The sequence below is a fragment of the Geosporobacter subterraneus DSM 17957 genome (genome assembly GCF_900142145.1).
Classification (GTDB): Bacteria; Bacillota; Clostridia; order Peptostreptococcales; family Thermotaleaceae; genus Geosporobacter; species Geosporobacter subterraneus.
The window spans coordinates 16660-32267 of sequence record NZ_FQZV01000044.1 but is presented as its reverse complement, the minus strand read 5'-3'; the positions used below and the strand labels follow the sequence as shown (position 1 = coordinate 32267).

Sequence of the window (15608 nt, the reverse complement as noted above, 5' to 3'; positions counted from 1 at the left end):
ATCGATACCATCCGCTTAAAGTTGATCAAGATTGCATCAAAGATAATCCGATCAGCAAGATATATTACATTCAAACTTTGTAGCAGCTGCCCATATAAAGAGGAATTCTACGAAACCTTTGAAAACATAAGGCGACTCCCAAAGTTTGAATAGCAAAAACAGTGAACCTTGGCAATTTCAAAACGGGAAAAATAACCCAAAAACAACTATTACGGGATAAGTCTACCCTTTTTTAGGAACTTTTTCCTTTATATAGATTTTTAAAACTGATAAAACTCAATTTTGAGGGTCTAAATTCATTTTTTAGATCTTCATGAATAATTCAGGATAACATTTGAAAAGAAGGGAGGTGTAATAAGATGGAGTACAATATTACCCTTAGAGAGAAGGATAAAGGCTGGCAGTATATTATTTCTTACAAAGATACTACTGGGAAGTGGAAGCAGAAAAGTAAACAGGGATTTAAGAAAAGAGCAGATGCAAAAAAAGCTGCCGATCAAAGGCTTGATGATCTAAAAAAGAACTTCGAATTTACATCTCTTGCCGATCCAGAGAAAGAAGGAATTTCATTTGCTGAGTTTGTAAAAATGTACATAGATCACGAAAGGTTGTACAAAGAGGCAAATACAATAATAAGATACGGATTAGCTGTAAAAAAATTTGAAGCTCTCAATGACTATAGAATAACTGAAATTACCGCTTTGCATATTCAAAACTGCGTCGATGAAATGGTTAGGCAGGGACTTAAGAGTTCTTCTGTAAAACAATACACAAATACCATTAAAACAATATTTAATAATGCAATAGAGCCCCATCGGCTTATTCGAGATAATCCGGTAAATAAAGTAAAAATTCCTGCAGAAGATAAAAATAAAAAAATAAAAGCTCTTATGGCATGGCAGCTTGAAGATCTTGCGAGTAAAATCACAAATAGAAAGCACTATATTGCTACTTTATTGGCTGGTACATGTGGACTAAGAATAGGTGAAATCACTGGACTTAAATGGAGTGATATAGACGAAATTAATGCTAGACTAACGGTCAATCGGCAACGCAAGAAAGGGAACAATAAAGGATATGTCGATGGCAAAACAAAACATGCAAATTCGAATCGAGTTGTTCCCATTCCACCAAAAACCCTTTCAGAGTTAATAAGATTTAGAAAAGAGTTTCCCATATCTATAGACAATAATGTCTTGGGAATAAAAAACAATGATTCTCTAAGCAAATTTTTACGGCAGAAATATAAAAAATTAGGCTACAGTGTCACGGTACATGATCTGAGACACACCTATGCGACGTTGCTCATATCCAATGGAGTAGATTTCAAAACAGCTGCTAAGCTGTTAGGGCATTCAGTTGAAATGACAATGAGAATTTACTCACATGTTACAGATGACATGTTAGATAGAGCATCTAAAATCGTAGGTAATATTTTTTTAAAATAAATTTTTGACGGATTTTTGACGGATTTACATAGACCCTTGTAATATCAACATCCTAATGCATCAATCAGTATTATTTGGTATAATAAGCATGTGAATCACTACAGAGGAGGAAAAACATGAAGATCATCAATATTTATACCGATGGTGCCTGTTCGGGTAACCAGTACGATGAAAATATAGGGGGCTGGGGAGCCATCTTGGAATATGGAAAGCACCAGAAGGAATTATGGGGCGGGGATGTAAATACCACCAACAATCGCATGGAAATGACAGCACTGCTGGAGGCATTAAAGTCACTAACCCAAGAAGGCTTAACGCTTAAGGTATATTCTGACAGCGCCTATCTCATTGAATGTTTCACGAAAAAATGGTATATTAAATGGCAAATGAATGGCTGGATGACATCGGCCAAAACTCCTGTAGAAAATCAGGATCTCTGGGAGGCCTTGTTGCAGCAGATAAACCGGCAGAAAGAAATTCAGTTTTGCAGGGTAAAGGGTCATCTGAATCTGGAGCGAAAAAGTGAAATGGAAAAATGGTTTAAAAAATTTAAAGAATGGAACGGCCCTCATTTTACTATGGAGGACTTCGAGTACATCACGAAAATGAATATTCGGGCAGATGCACTGGCAAATCTGGGTATGGAAAAATTCAAATAATATAGAAAGCAGGTAAACACAATGAGAAAGCAAAGGTTTCCAAAGAAATTGCTGTTTCTCCTTTTGTTGCCCCTTAGCCTACTGTTTACTTTCCTTGCAGCTGCACGCCCTCTATGGGTGGAGCAGATCTACTCTAACGCCCTTTATCTGGTTGTCCAGCATATGCAAAGCTTGCTTACGGGCTTTATACCCTTTTCTGTAGGGGAATTCATTGTTGTGCTGATGATTTTCTATCTCATCTTTGGGGTCTCCCGTGCTATACTGCAAATTATTCTCAAAGGCTCTGATGGATTTCGACTGCTGGGCCGCTGGATGATTCATCTTTTAATCTCTTTTTGTTTCATCTATTTTTCCTTCGTGATTCTATGGGGATTGAATTATTATCGATTGCCTTTTTCGGAAATTGTGGGACTGAACACTCAGCCCGCATCCATTGAAGAATTAGCAGACCTTTCAGAAAGCCTTATTGCTAGAGCCAATGAACTACGGACCCAGGTTGAAGAGAATGAGCAAGGAGTAATGTTTTTGCCTAAAGGAAAGAACGATATGTTCCGCCGTGCTCATCTAGGCTACGATGCCGCTGCCGCCGTCTATCCTGAGCTTCAGGGTTCAAAGAGCAGACCTAAGGGGATATTCTTTTCCCATGCCATGGCTTATACAGGCATCTCAGGCATTTATTTTCCCTTTACCGGCGAAGCTAATGTCAATACGAAGACGCCTGATGCCCTGATCCTGGCTACCACAACCCATGAGATGGCCCATCAACGGGGCTTTGCACGGGAGGATGAAGCAAATTATATTGCCTATCTTACAGCCACCCATCATCCTGACCCGGATTTTCAGTACTCCGGTGTACTGCTGGCCCTCATCAATGTCATGAATCAACTATACCGTCATGACCAGGAGCTTTATAAAGAGCTGAGATCTCAATACAGTCCGGGAATTATTCGGGATCTGGCAGCGATCCAGGAATACAACAAGCGGTATGAAGGCCCTGTTGAGCGGGCTCATACAAAGATCAACAACGCCTATCTGAAGTCCAACCGGCAGGAGGATGGAGTTTACAGCTACGGCAGGATGGTAGATCTGCTGATTGCAGAATATCGACTGAAGAATCAATAAAAATAAGGATGCATTTTGCCTGCATCCTTATTTTTATTGAAATTGTCCTCTATTGCTTGTATAGTTTTTATCTACCACTGCATTGGTAATTTCAAAGAGCTGTCCATGACCAAGGGGCCCAAAGGATAGGGTCAGCACAAACCGCACATCGGATGTAGTGGTGTTGCTTTGATAAATGTTATAAGAGCTTCCCAGGTGAGCAATATTGTACCGGGTTTCAATGCGGTCCTTAATATCATCCACAGCTGAATCAATAAAATATTCCGCCTGCTCCAGCAGCACAGAGGTATATTCATCCTCTTCGGTCATTACATAACCCTCTTCTTCTAAATCCCGCTCCACTTCCTCTTCTAAAATAGACCCATCCAGTTTAACCCGAAAGGCCAAAATATTGTCTTCGTACACCTGATGACTGATATCCTCTACTTCTTCGAAAAAATTGCTGTTTTCGATTAATCCCTTGATCTCTTCACTGTTTAAGGATACAGTTCCATGTTCAATGGTTGCCTGAATATGCTTCATTTTTACCTCCCCTTTCTCTTTTTATAGGATAGTCAGGAGGGTAAAAATTTATACTCATGAAAAGCTACTTTATATCAATAGATACATCTACATTGAAGTCGGGCATTAGGAATCCATCGTTATTCTCGATGGCAATATCTACGATAACCAGGGTTTCTCCCCCTTTCTGCACAGCCTTGCCTGCAATCCCTACAACCTTACCCTCGTATTCCTTTGATTTGTCTGCTAGGGGAATAATGGCAGCCGGCGCCCCCAGCTTTACATCCTTAACAAATTCCTCCGCCACCTCTGCTTTTACTACCAAACTGTTTAAATCCAATATACTGCACAACTTTTTCTCAGGACTCAGAATATCCCCCTGACTATAGCCGATCTCGTATACAACGCCCTTCTCTATCTCCGATACAATCTGATTTCCTAAAAAGTCTTGTCTTTTCAGCTTCTCTCGCAATGCTGTTAATTCACTTTTCCCTACCTCGATTTTCTCACTTTGTATCAGCAGCTGATCCTTTGCCAGCCTCTTTTCATTTTTCATTGCTTCAATGGCTAGCCTTGCATCCTCTACTGCTTTTCTTTTTCCTTCCGTATTTCTCAATTCTCCATCATACTCCTGCTGAGAAATAGCCCCTTGCTTATACAGCACTTCCTTTGCCTGGAAGTCTTTTTGGGCTTTTCCCAGCTCATCCTCTGCAAATTGCAAGTCCCCCATCAGCTTTTTTATCTCAGGATCCTTGTTTAAATCTTCGAAAATAGTCTTCTCCACCTTCTGCTTTTCTAATTCCAGTATCCTCAGCTCCTGCTCCTTCTTGCGGATCTGGGCATCGAAATCCCGAGTATCCAAAATGACTAAAATATCCCCCTTAGCCACCTGCTGACCTTCTTTCACCTGGATGCGCTCTATCCGGCCAGGTATATCAATGACAACATTTTTATAATTTTCAGCTCGTACATACCCGAAGGCTTCTACTGTAGTTTTTTCTTCTACAACAGGCTCTTCCTCTATGGGTTTATTTTTTGCCTTATTACAGCCTGATGCAAAAAGCATGGGCAGGATCAGTACTATGAGCAAAAAATTTCTGATTCTCCTCTTCATTGTTCTTCCACCTTTCCATCCCTAACATGGATTGTTCGCTGTCCATAGGCCGCGGCTTCCCTGGAGTGGGTAACCTGGACGATGGTTTTTCCTTTTTCATGATTGATGGTTTGCAGCAGTTCCATGACCTCCATCCCTGTTTTGCTGTCCAAGTTTCCAATAGGTTCATCGGCCAGAATAATATCCGGCTCATTGATCAATGCCCGGGCAATAGCCACCCGCTGCTGCTGTCCTCCTGACAGCTCCCTTGGGGTATGCCGCCTGCGGTCTGACAGACCTACGATACCTAATATCTCATCTAAACGCCGCTGGTACTCCTTAATCCGTTTACCATCCAGCAGCACCGGCAGCAGAGTATTCTCTTCCACGCTGAGATTGGGGATCAGGTTGTAAAACTGGAAAACAAAGCCTACTTCCCTTCTACGCATAATACTCTGTTCTTGATCCTTCATCACAGAAAGCTCTTTGCCCTTAATCTTTATGCTTCCGGAAGTAGGTTGATCCAATCCCCCAATCAGATAGAGCAAAGTGCTTTTTCCTGACCCGGAAGGCCCCATAATGGATACAAACTCTCCCTTTGGAATGGTTAGATTAATATCCTTCAATACCTCTACATCCAGATTGCCTAATTGATAGGTTTTATACAGTCCAATGGTTTCTATGATCTTCTCCAAAGTTCCACCTCTATTCATATTTGATTGCCTCCACAATATTCAGTTTAGAAGACTTTAACGCAGGGCTGATGGATGCAATAATGGTGATCGTCATCCCAGCCAACAGGGCGTATAGGAATAGGGTCAAGGAATAGTGCATGGGGATCGGGGTATCCATAGCCCGCATCACATAGGGTACAATAGAAATCATTAATACGCCGGCAAAAACCCCTACAATACCTCCAATCAAACCTCCAGTCAGCGCCTCTATGAAAATCATCTTTATAATCTGCTTCTTACTCATGCCGATGGAACGAAATACTGCAAGAGACCGCTTCCTTTCAATGAAACTGATGATAAAGTTATTTAGAATTCCAAAAATGCCGATGACCATGGCCATGATGGAAAATCCATTAAGGATAATAAAGAGCTGGTCATTGGATTTGTGCTCGTTTTGCTCCATTTGTGCTATAGTCATGACCCAAGGCTGTCTTCGTTCAAACTTCTTTTTGATGTTATTTTGCACCTTTTCGGGATCTATGCTGGTCTTGATATAAATATCATCATAATATCTAGATATCATATCAGATTTTAAGAACCGTTCTGATACCAATGCATAGTTTCCGTTCCATCGAAGAGAGTTAAAAAAGCCTATCACCCTGTAGGCCTTTTTCCCTCTTTTGGTTTCCAGCATTAACAGATCCCCTTTATTTGCGTTAAATTTTTGCTTTAGGGTATGGGTCAGGAGAATATTTCTATCCTGATCCAGTTCCCCCAATATTTCTCGGGTTAGACCTACATTCCAATAATTGCTGTATCTATTTTTATCAACGCCGTGAAGCAGATTTATTTTATTCTTGCTGTCTGCAAGCTCCACATTCTGAACTCCTAAGATGCCGTATACTTCCTCCACCCCTTCTACCGTCATTAAAAGCCGATCCAAATTTCTGTCTCCCCGGGAGGTCCACATCCAGACATCAAAGGTGGCTTCTCTGTAAAAGCTTACCAGCTCCTTAACCACACTGTGACTAATCGTATTAATCATGAGCAGGCTGGAGATACCAATGGATAATAGAGTAATATTATTAATGATGCTTTTGTTGTCCCGCAGGTTCTTGGCTGCTAAAACGCCTTCATTTCCAAAGATATAAAGATAAACCCATTCAAATACTTTTACAAACCCTATGGTCATATATGGAATGAGCAAGGTTACGGCCGCGGCAGACAATAGCATACACATGCTTCCTACAATCACTGCAGCTTCCCGGGGCACCATCCCCGGCAGCAGGACGGCCAATGACAAGAACAACAAACCTATGTACAGCTTTTTACTCTTCTTTTTAGGCTGGATTTCTACTTTATTTAATACCACATCCTTAACCGGAATCTTCGAGGTCTTAATAATCGGTACCATTGCGCTAATCATAGACAAGATTAGCGCCATTAAAAAGGCAATCATCAGCTGCCCCGGATTGAATTGAATCTGTGCAGCGGAGCGAACACCTGTCCAGGGATTCTCAGACATAAGGTAGGTCATCACCCAAAGGACCCCTATGCCCAGGCCGCACCCAAGCAGTCCTCCCAAGACACCATAAACAGCACTTTCCATCAGCAAAACTCCGTCGGTAATTTTTTGCGTAGCACCGATGCTTCGGAAGGTGCCGATGATCGGCAGCCTTTCCATGGTAATGACTTTGAAGGAGGTATAAATAATAAAAACACTCATAAACAGAACCATGGTGGTCATCAGCATAAAGGGAGTAGTAATCCGACTGGTGTACTGTTTAATCTCTTCTATGGTTACAGGTTCGCGAACCGTATACCGCCGGTAAACCTCAGATAATTTTTCAGAGATCTGCTTCAGCTGATGGGGATCCTTTAGTTTAATGAAGATGATGCTGGATCTCCCCCGGCTATTTTGAAGGGCACTGAGGGTATCCTTTGGCATATAGACCGTAGTAGAGCGTCCATCCTCCTGAAAGGGACCTGTAGGGGCGGCAATAGCCGCAACCAGGAATCGGTGTTTTTGTTCTCCCATCTCGATTTCCATGGCGCTGCCAAGGTCCAGCTTGTATTTTTCTGCGGTTACGGCACTTATGATTGTCTTTTTTCCTTTAAACTCTTCAGGGTTAAAAGAATGGGCCAGCTCTACAGGGTTCATCCGCTGCAGATCCTCCCAGTCAAAGCCCTTGAGATCCACCTGAACACTTTCGTCCCTATTGGGCCGGTAGTAGCCTCCTCCCTCTACAGCGGTTATGATGTACTCCAAATCTTGCCTATGGGCCTCTGCACCGGCACTGGTCAAATATCTGGAAGGAGATTTTTCATTGGCATGAATCAGAAGCTCTGCACTTCCAAAATGCTTTCGCATGCGATTTACATACATTTCCTCCAGGGTCCCGGAAATGGCACTGGAAGCAAAAAAAAGACCTGTGGATAGGGTTATGGAAAATATAATCAGGAAAGTCCTGAATTTTTTCTCCCGAATGTTTCGCAGTATAAACTTGATAATAATCCCCATGGCAATACCCCTCAATTCTTACTTTTCATTCCCTTCCATCATACGGATTATGGTCACTTTTGTCTATGGATCTACTCAAAAAGAGTAAATTTTTTTGTATTTTAAAATTTTTGCTTTATGATTTGCCCAAAAAGAAAAGCTATCGGCATACGATAGCTTTTTTAGATTATATCAACACATTGATTTCTTTTGTGCTCTCCACCATGCTGGCTGCACAGAATGGACAGCTTGGCTGTTGGGACAATGCAAACTCCTTTTGCATCCAGCCGATACACTGAGGACACTGCCAGATTTCTACCAGCTTTTTCTCATAAACCGGCTCTTGCGACTCATGACTTTTAAAAAACATGTTGTTCTCTCCCTTCGCTGTCAATCTCAAAAAGATGTTTTTATTATGTCATAAAGCAAAAGGAGATATTCATCATAATGATTATTCTTTAGTAACTATTCTTAAGCAAGTGTTAGCCAATATCCTTCGCAGGCTCTGGATGACATCTGAAGATATGCTATTATGTAGCCTTTACGCTATTGGTCCACTTAGCACATTTATCTCCCCACATGGCAGCCGTTTCTCCATCAATCTCCACTTTGATTACCTCACAGAGATTGCTGCAGCCGCTGCACTCAAAGCTAGTGGGTGTAAATTCGATGTCCGCGGCTTCAAAGCCGCGGAATTTCGTTTTCTCTCCAGAATGTTCAAGGGCCTCCTTAGCTAAAATAGCAGCACCCAAAGCACCCATCACATCATAATACTGGGGTATTCTAACTTCTTCACCCAGTTCTTTTTCAAAAGCCGCCCGTATGCCTACATTGGCCGCTACCCCTCCCTGAAATACATAGGGAGGTTTTAACTTTTTCCCTCGACCTAGGTTGTTGATATAATTTCGAACCAAGGCTTCACAGAGTCCGTTAATGATTTCTTCTTTTGAAAACCCAAACTGCTGCTTGGAAATCATATCCGACTCTGCAAAAACCGTACATCTTCCTGCAATACGAACCTTTCGCTTTGCACGCAGGGCATATTCCCCAAACTGTTGGATAGGAATCCCCAACCGCTCGGCCTGATGGTCTAAAAAGGAACCTGTCCCCGCTGCACAGACCGTATTCATGGCAAAATCCGTAATCAACCCTTTATTTAAGAATATTATTTTGGAATCCTGGCCCCCAATCTCAAAGATGGTATTCGCCTCAGGTACATAGTGAATGGTTGCCGTGGCATGGGCAGTAATTTCGTTTTTAATCACATCGGCCCCTACCATGATTCCGATCAGCTGTCGTCCGCTGCCGGTAGCCCCAACACCGGATACTGTATACTTGCCTTCTAGGTCTTGACGGAGGTTTCGGATTCCTGTTTTTACCGATTCTAAGGGTTGACCGTTGGTACGAATATATTGTTTGGATAAAACCTCATGTTTTTCATTGATAGCCACCACATTCGTACTTACTGAGCCTACATCTATTCCTAAAAACACCTTATCCATGTTTTTGCCCCCATTTATTAGGATACTTTACTAAGCTTATTATTTTTAGAGCTGCGAATCAAATCCAAAAATGCCTCTACCCGAGTTAGATTGTTGGCAAGTCCCGTCTGCTCATCCAGGGCGATGGTCAATACCGGCATTCCCGTATCCTCCATCAGCTTTGGCATGATGCTCTGAGAAACCAACTCCGGCAAACAGCCAAAGGGCATGAGATGTATAATCCCGTCAAAGCCCTGATCATAGTAATCTACAATATGTCCCATGGTCTCCTTTGCATGTCCGCCAATCTGAATCTCAATATATTTCTCGCCCTTTTCCAAGAGTATATGTTCCCGTGACTTACTAAAGGGCCGTGGAACGATATTGTGTTCAATCCAATGGGAGAGGTAATGGCCCCGTCGAACTTCACAACCTAAATTTCCTAGGGTCTCCTCCATCTTCATATTCACCGTAGGCTCCATGACCACATAGATTTCCCCTACAATCCCGATCCTTATCTTTTGAGATTCCGGAACTTCCTTTATGGCAATTTCCGCTATCCATTTCTGGGCCTGCTCATGGGCTTGGATCAATTCTGCCTCTGTGTATACTGTTTCATAAAGCCTTTGTATTTTCTCCCAAGTCCTGCTACAGCTTCCTTTTTGAAGCTCATAAGCCCGCTTGGTCTGAAGCTGCATCTCCAGCTCATCCACATGATAAGCCATTTTATATACCAGCTTCAGAATCTTCCACAGCTTTAACCAAGAATTATCTCCTTTCAGCCGCTTAATATTATTGACCACCGATTTAAAGTCTCTGCGTATGGAATCAAATACAATCACGTCTACATCATATCCAAGATTCTGTAGAATTCGCTTATGCATTTCACCATAGAAGCCTGCACGACAGGGTCCATGTCCCCCTGATGTCAGGATTACTTCAGCCCCCTTTTCCACAGCCTCCAAGTAGCTTCCCATGATTACTTTCATAGGGAAACAGGCAAATTCGGGACTATGCTTAACCCCTAAGTCAATGGTCTTTTGGCTGGGCTTTGGCGGAGATACGGCTTCATGCCCCAGCATTTCCACCAGCTTTTTATAAACCAGCGTTGTTCCCATGTATGGAAAGGTTACTTTCATATGGCAGGCCACCTCCCCCTTCTCGTTTCTTTCTTCGAATCATATCCACAAATGCTTCTACTCTTGTTTGAAGATGACTTTCTCCTGTATGCTCATCTACGCGAACAGTCATAAACGGTTTATTGTAATGGTTTGAATCCAGCTCCATCATTTTTCCGATCATAGAGTCGGGCCCACAACCAAAGGCTGTCACCTGAATCACGCCATCCACCTCTGGATCATGATAGAAGTAGTAGCCTGCACCCAATAGTTTATTGCTGAAGGTCCAAAACAGCTGTTTTTTCATGAATTTCAGACGCTTCATCAGTTGTTTTTCCTCAAGCATTTCAAAGGTAATAATCTTAACCCCTGCTTCTTTTAATTTTTCGATGACATTCATACTGACAAATTCGTCGTAGATATCATAAACATATCCCATCAACCCTATCGTAACGGTCTCCTCAGAGTTTTTTGGAACTTCCTGCTTTACTGTCTCTCCATCAAAGATTTTTAACGCATCGGATAGTACATAGCCTTCTTTACTGAGCCTCCTGAATTTTTGCCATTCTTTCTCCGCTTTGAATAATGCCCGCTGAAGCTCCCAGGAACCGATTCCCAAGATACGTTTTACCTCCGTATAATGCTTAGGATTAGAAATGCTGTCGCTATGGGACTGGATTTTTGGACTTAAAATCTTATCAGCAGCCCCAGGCACTGTATATTTAATCATATCCGGCAGCCCCATAAATTTAGGACAAAAGTATTCGTCCTTTGAAATGGAAACCATTCTTGGGATAAATATGTAATCTGCCTGATCTACAATACTTGCAACATGTCCGGCAAAAACCTTAATGGGTACACAAATCTCCGGGACGGAAAACTCAATTCCCTTATTGACGATTGTCTTTGACGTAGGCTTGGAAACCACCGTTTCTATATTTAAAGCATCAAAAAAAGTCTTCCAGAACGGATAATAATAATAGTACAGCAAGGCTCTAGGGATGCCTACCTTCATTTTTTCCACTCCTCATCCAATAATAGCGTAACAGTTAATTTCACTAATACTTATGACTTCTGCAATCCTTTTATTCACTATGCTATCTTCAAATTATATTATTTTTTTCAGCGATTATCCAAGGGCGTTTTATGCGGTTTTTGACTTATTCTGTTTTAATTTCTACCTTTTGACAAATCATATCCTTCCTGTGCCTATTCTCTTGAATTATAGAGGTAAAGCTTTAACTTTTGTTTTTTCCTGTAAAAACAGAAGCATTCTTAACAAAAATAACAATCCCTGCAAAAAATTATTCAGAGATTGCTATTTTCAATTATTTTTTTATTGTATAAGAAAGTATAAATTTACTGGAGCTTCAATAAAAGTAATTTCAAGACTTGAGGTATTTTATAACATTTTAAGACAATAAAAAAAGCAGGGGTTGTAGGGGATGAAATCCCCTGCCGCAGTAAGAGGGGTGCTCAGGCTGCCTTGCAGCCGTCGAAGGGGAACTAGGTTCCCCTAGCGAAGCACACGCAGTGTGCCTTTTTTATTATCAGCCTTATTATGCCGATTGTTCCTCAATGCTTGCCTCATTCCCGTCTATTTTCCCAGCTTTCTTTCTATTTACCATAGATAATCCCGTGAAAAAAAAGAACACCTATCGTGTTCTTCAGTCTTGAAGCTCTTCAAATGTCCATCCTTTTAAGCTCAACTTCCATCGGTAAATACGTTCCTGCCACTTAGAGTTAAACTCCTTAACCTTAATATAGTACATGCAGCCTCTGCGCATTTTATACTTCTTGATCATTCTTTTCCCCCAAATTTATATGCTCTAATCTATTATAGATTATAGCATTGTCTGATGACGCTGCCTTGAATATTAGTATATAATAAATTTCATCATCAATCAATAGATTAAAAAGCTCATAACAAAGTTAATTCTTACGTCTATTCTTCTTTTTTTTATAAATATCTTTCAATCATGCTCAAGGTACGTTTCTCTTCTTTTTTCACCGAATAGAAATATACAATCCTTTTTTTCGCTAAAGCTATTTTATTTAAAGTATGATGCTGATTTCTCCTATAGATAGCGTAGAAGTAATGCAATTCGGGCAGCATAATATGCTGCCTCTACAGATTTTGTTTATATTTTTTGTGTTTTTTATCTATCTGATTCCACCGACACCCAATACCTTGATATGCTCTGCGTAAGGGTCTTCTGTTCCCTGCAGCAAGCTTTCCTCTTTCTTAAGCAGCTTAATATACTCAACCATTTCCCTAGTGATTTTCTCACCAGGTGTTACAATAGGAATCCCAGGAGGGTAGGCCATAATAGACTCTCCGCTGATCTCCCCTACAGCCTCTTCTAGAGGTACCACTCTTTTTTCGCTATAATATGCATCCCTTGGAGATACAATAATATCGGGATTCTTTAAGATTCCCTTGGTCAGCTTGATCTCTTCGTTTTTTCTATATTTTACAGCAATATCCTTCATGGCCGCTACTAAAGCGCCCAAGGATTCCTGGGTATCCCCAAGGCTCACAATAGCCAGTACATTGTATAAGTCTCCCAGCTCAGTCTGAATGTTGTATTCATCCCGTAATATATCATATACCTCAAGGCCTGTCAGTCCAAGATTTCTTACATTAATTCCCAGCTTCGTCTCGTCAAAGTCAAAGACTCCCGGAGTACCCACCAGTTCTTTTCCAAAGGCGTAGCAGCCGTCAATCTTGTTGATCTCTTCTCTGGCCCAACGGCTGAGACGCAGCACCTCTGCAAGCATTTCCTCGCCCTTTGTAACCAAAAGCTTTCTGGCCACATCAATGCTGCTCATCAGCAGATAGGATGCGCTGGTGGTTTGGGTAAGGTTAAGTGTCGTCTTTACCGCCTTTGCATCTACGATTCCCTCTCTTAGCAGCAGCAGAGAGCTTTGCGTCAATGATCCCCCTGTTTTATGAGTGCTGACCGCACACATATCGGCCCCTAATGCAATGGCATCATCGGGCAGCTCTCCATGGAAATTCAGGTGAGCTCCATGAGCAGCATCTACCAATACGGTCATACCATACTTATGGGCTGTCTTAACGATGGATTTTACATCCGATATGGCGCCATAGTAGGTTGGATGGATTAAAAATATCGCCTTTGCATCAGGATGTCTGGCGATAGCCTTTTCTACGCTTTCCAGACTAACACCCATGGCGATCCCAAGCTCCTCATTAACCTCGGGCTGTATATATACAGGTATCGCCCCACTCAAAATCAGTGAGGTTACCGCAGATTTATGTGCATTTCTAGGAAGGATGATTTTATCACCAGGCTCGCACACACTCATTACCATAGCTTGAACCCCTGCCGTCGTACCATTTACCAAGAAAAATCCATGATCTGCATAGTAAGCATCTGCAGCCAATTCCTCTGCATCCCGAATCACACCAATGGGATTGCTGAGGTTATCCAGATCCTTCATAGAGTTAACGTCTAACTCCAGCATTGCACTACCAAAATACTCTACCAGCTCCGGAATGCCCTTTCCATGCTTATGGCCGGGAACATCGAAGGGAACCACATTTTTTTTGTGGTATGCCTTCATGGCCTCAAATAAAGGAGCCTTATTATGATCTAATCTTCTCATCGTGATCACGTCCTTCCTTTGTTCTTTCTTGCTGTATAATTATCCAAATGGAATGCATGTACATTGCCAATAGATATATTAAAAACTATTTTGAATGGAATTGCAATAGTTTTTTTGCCTATGCCGCAGAATAATCCCTGGATAAATCAACCAAGCTTTTTTTTTGCACTAAATGCATTCTCCTGTTATGGTCAACAGAATTATTTGACTTCTGTTAAAAGTCCTGACAGGACTCATGGGGGTTTCTAAGCCGCTGTCAATATAAAATAAGCAATGGCTATGACCAGCAGTATCAGTGCGGCAAGATATGTATGATTTTTCATTGCTATATAACATCCTTTCATACCACCCTTCAGAAACTATTAAGGTTGGACTTTGTTATATAAGCCTATCTTATTTTTAATCAAATAGGACAGGCTTATTCTGATCTTCTAAGAATTCGAACATGGCATAAATCTGAGATAGGGTATTTCTGTCTTTTGAGAGCTCCGGCAGCTCGTCTTTACCGAAAAAGCCCACGTCACTGGTTTCCATCCCTGCATTTGCTCCCCCTCCAGTAATCTCACACTGTATAAAAATCTTATAAATATGATAGGGTGAGGGCGGGTGAGGATGGTGTTTCTTATCGATTACAGCCAGCAATCGCAAGGGCTTCACTTCATAACCAGCCTCTTCCCAAACCTCTTTCACCACCACTTCTGCAGGACTTAAACCCACATCGGCCCAACCTCCCGGCAGAGACCAGCATCCGTCAATTTTTTCCCTTACCATTAAAATTTTATCTCCTTGAAATATGACACCTCTTATGTCCACTTTAGGCGTTTGATATCCTGTCTCATTGGCAAACAGGTCTCTGACCTTCTCCATTTCCGTATCGGAAAAATAAGCCATCATCTCAATACTGATGGCTCTTAAGGCTTCGTAGCGCTCTATATCATAGCAGTTATCCCCATAGGTAAGCCCAGACTGGGCAAGGGCTTGAATCCTTTTTGCAATCTCTATCCATGGATAATTCACTCCTATCTCCCCCTATTCCTTTACTTATAGTATATTCTACTCCAAACAAAAGACAAGGTATACCTTCACCTTGTCTTTGTGCATTTTTTCTTAAGGTTTATTTCTGTTTTGCCAGCTGTTGTTCACCCATTTCAATGAGTCGCCTTGTCATTTGTCCGCCGATTTTTCCTCCGTATATTCCGCCATAGTGTCCAATACTACGGGAGGGTAGATCTCCTGTATCCATTTTGCTGCCGTCGATGCCAAGTTCAGCGGCCATTTCTTCCTTTAACTGCTCCAGTGCTGCCCGTGCATTTCCAAAGACTGGTTTTCTGCTCATCTTCATCACCTCGCTATAAAATCATATATATCATTAGAATGTG

General features: G+C 41.7%; 16 protein-coding genes. 4 read left to right on the top strand and 12 right to left on the bottom strand.

From position 1 onward, the window contains the following. The 4 genes from BUB56_RS14555 to BUB56_RS14540 all read left to right on the top strand — a co-directional run. On the top strand, positions 1-153 hold a 153-nt coding region (locus BUB56_RS14555), incomplete at its 5' end, for a transposase (protein WP_190014568.1). A gap of 206 nt (positions 154-359) precedes the next feature. Next, complete coding sequence (locus BUB56_RS14550; protein ID WP_110942033.1) at positions 360-1448, top strand: tyrosine-type recombinase/integrase; 1089 nt, start codon at positions 360-362, stop codon at positions 1446-1448. Between the two features lie 116 nt (positions 1449-1564). Continuing rightward, positions 1565-2107: a ribonuclease H family protein gene (locus BUB56_RS14545; protein ID WP_110942032.1), complete on the top strand. Its 543-nt coding sequence runs from the start codon at positions 1565-1567 to the stop codon at positions 2105-2107. 21 nt (positions 2108-2128) lie between these two features. Next, positions 2129-3229, top strand: a complete 1101-nt coding sequence (locus tag BUB56_RS14540) for a DUF3810 domain-containing protein (protein ID WP_110942031.1) — start codon at positions 2129-2131, stop codon at positions 3227-3229. Positions 3230-3262: 33 nt separating this feature from the next. Here BUB56_RS14540 and BUB56_RS14535 read toward each other — a convergent pair whose 3' ends face one another. The 12 genes from BUB56_RS14535 to BUB56_RS14485 all read right to left on the bottom strand — a co-directional run bounded on the left by BUB56_RS14535 (position 3263) and on the right by BUB56_RS14485 (position 15565). Then, positions 3263-3751, bottom strand: a complete 489-nt coding sequence (locus BUB56_RS14535) for a hypothetical protein (protein ID WP_110942030.1) — start codon at positions 3749-3751, stop codon at positions 3263-3265. Positions 3752-3815: 64 nt separating this feature from the next. After that, positions 3816-4844 (bottom strand): HlyD family secretion protein, encoded by a 1029-nt coding sequence (locus BUB56_RS14530; protein ID WP_110942029.1) that lies wholly within the window; start codon positions 4842-4844, stop codon positions 3816-3818. Then, positions 4841-5536 (bottom strand): ABC transporter ATP-binding protein, encoded by a 696-nt coding sequence (locus BUB56_RS14525; protein WP_110942028.1) that lies wholly within the window; start codon positions 5534-5536, stop codon positions 4841-4843. The genes BUB56_RS14530 and BUB56_RS14525 overlap by 4 nt, the downstream gene beginning before the upstream one ends. Beyond that, a complete protein-coding gene (locus BUB56_RS14520; RefSeq protein ID WP_110942027.1) occupies positions 5529-8018 on the bottom strand; it encodes an ABC transporter permease in 2490 nt (829 codons plus the stop codon). The genes BUB56_RS14525 and BUB56_RS14520 overlap by 8 nt, the downstream gene beginning before the upstream one ends. 166 nt (positions 8019-8184) lie before the next feature. After that, a complete protein-coding gene (locus BUB56_RS14515; RefSeq protein ID WP_110942026.1) occupies positions 8185-8367 on the bottom strand; it encodes a cold-inducible protein YdjO-related protein in 183 nt (60 codons plus the stop codon). A 160-nt stretch (positions 8368-8527) separates the two neighbouring features. Continuing rightward, positions 8528-9499 carry an acyl-CoA dehydratase activase gene (locus tag BUB56_RS14510; protein WP_110942025.1) on the bottom strand — a complete coding sequence of 324 codons (972 nt, stop codon included), beginning with the start codon at positions 9497-9499 and terminating at the stop codon, positions 8528-8530. A gap of 17 nt (positions 9500-9516) precedes the next feature. Further along, a complete protein-coding gene (locus BUB56_RS14505) occupies positions 9517-10617 on the bottom strand; it encodes a 2-hydroxyacyl-CoA dehydratase (protein WP_110942024.1) in 1101 nt (366 codons plus the stop codon). Beyond that, the gene (locus BUB56_RS14500; protein ID WP_110942023.1) at positions 10574-11611 is read right to left on the bottom strand and encodes an acyl-CoA dehydratase activase-related protein; all 1038 of its coding nucleotides are present in this window, start codon (positions 11609-11611) and stop codon (positions 10574-10576) included. Before BUB56_RS14500 ends, BUB56_RS14505 begins: the two co-directional genes overlap by 44 nt. Before the next feature lie 652 nt (positions 11612-12263). Continuing rightward, positions 12264-12401, bottom strand: a complete 138-nt coding sequence (locus BUB56_RS19510) for a hypothetical protein (protein ID WP_190014567.1) — start codon at positions 12399-12401, stop codon at positions 12264-12266. 358 nt (positions 12402-12759) lie between these two features. Next, positions 12760-14229 (bottom strand): aminotransferase class I/II-fold pyridoxal phosphate-dependent enzyme, encoded by a 1470-nt coding sequence (locus BUB56_RS14495; protein WP_110942022.1) that lies wholly within the window; start codon positions 14227-14229, stop codon positions 12760-12762. Positions 14230-14628: 399 nt separating this feature from the next. Continuing rightward, a complete protein-coding gene (locus BUB56_RS14490) occupies positions 14629-15246 on the bottom strand; it encodes an NUDIX hydrolase (protein WP_110942021.1) in 618 nt (205 codons plus the stop codon). Between the two features lie 97 nt (positions 15247-15343). Then, a complete protein-coding gene (locus BUB56_RS14485) occupies positions 15344-15565 on the bottom strand; it encodes a small, acid-soluble spore protein, alpha/beta type (protein WP_242946387.1) in 222 nt (73 codons plus the stop codon). Positions 15566-15608 lie beyond the last annotated feature (43 nt).

What these genes read in the sequence shown, in the direction of transcription:
- BUB56_RS14550 (WP_110942033.1), top strand. Translation starts at nt 360, where the DNA reads ATGGAGTACAATATTACCCTTAGAGAGAAGGATAAAGGCTGGCAGTAT.
- BUB56_RS14545 (WP_110942032.1), top strand. Translation starts at nt 1,565, where the DNA reads ATGAAGATCATCAATATTTATACCGATGGTGCCTGTTCGGGTAACCAG.
- BUB56_RS14540 (WP_110942031.1), top strand. Translation starts at nt 2,129, where the DNA reads ATGAGAAAGCAAAGGTTTCCAAAGAAATTGCTGTTTCTCCTTTTGTTG.
- BUB56_RS14535 (WP_110942030.1), bottom strand. Translation starts at nt 3,751, where the DNA reads ATGAAGCATATTCAGGCAACCATTGAACATGGAACTGTATCCTTAAAC.
- BUB56_RS14530 (WP_110942029.1), bottom strand. Translation starts at nt 4,844, where the DNA reads ATGAAGAGGAGAATCAGAAATTTTTTGCTCATAGTACTGATCCTGCCC.
- BUB56_RS14525 (WP_110942028.1), bottom strand. Translation starts at nt 5,536, where the DNA reads ATGAATAGAGGTGGAACTTTGGAGAAGATCATAGAAACCATTGGACTG.
- BUB56_RS14520 (WP_110942027.1), bottom strand. Translation starts at nt 8,018, where the DNA reads ATGGGGATTATTATCAAGTTTATACTGCGAAACATTCGGGAGAAAAAA.
- BUB56_RS14515 (WP_110942026.1), bottom strand. Translation starts at nt 8,367, where the DNA reads ATGTTTTTTAAAAGTCATGAGTCGCAAGAGCCGGTTTATGAGAAAAAG.
- BUB56_RS14510 (WP_110942025.1), bottom strand. Translation starts at nt 9,499, where the DNA reads ATGGATAAGGTGTTTTTAGGAATAGATGTAGGCTCAGTAAGTACGAAT.
- BUB56_RS14505 (WP_110942024.1), bottom strand. Translation starts at nt 10,617, where the DNA reads ATGAAAGTAACCTTTCCATACATGGGAACAACGCTGGTTTATAAAAAG.
- BUB56_RS14500 (WP_110942023.1), bottom strand. Translation starts at nt 11,611, where the DNA reads ATGAAGGTAGGCATCCCTAGAGCCTTGCTGTACTATTATTATTATCCG.
- BUB56_RS19510 (WP_190014567.1), bottom strand. Translation starts at nt 12,401, where the DNA reads ATGATCAAGAAGTATAAAATGCGCAGAGGCTGCATGTACTATATTAAG.
- BUB56_RS14495 (WP_110942022.1), bottom strand. Translation starts at nt 14,229, where the DNA reads ATGAGAAGATTAGATCATAATAAGGCTCCTTTATTTGAGGCCATGAAG.
- BUB56_RS14485 (WP_242946387.1), bottom strand. Translation starts at nt 15,565, where the DNA reads ATGAGCAGAAAACCAGTCTTTGGAAATGCACGGGCAGCACTGGAGCAG.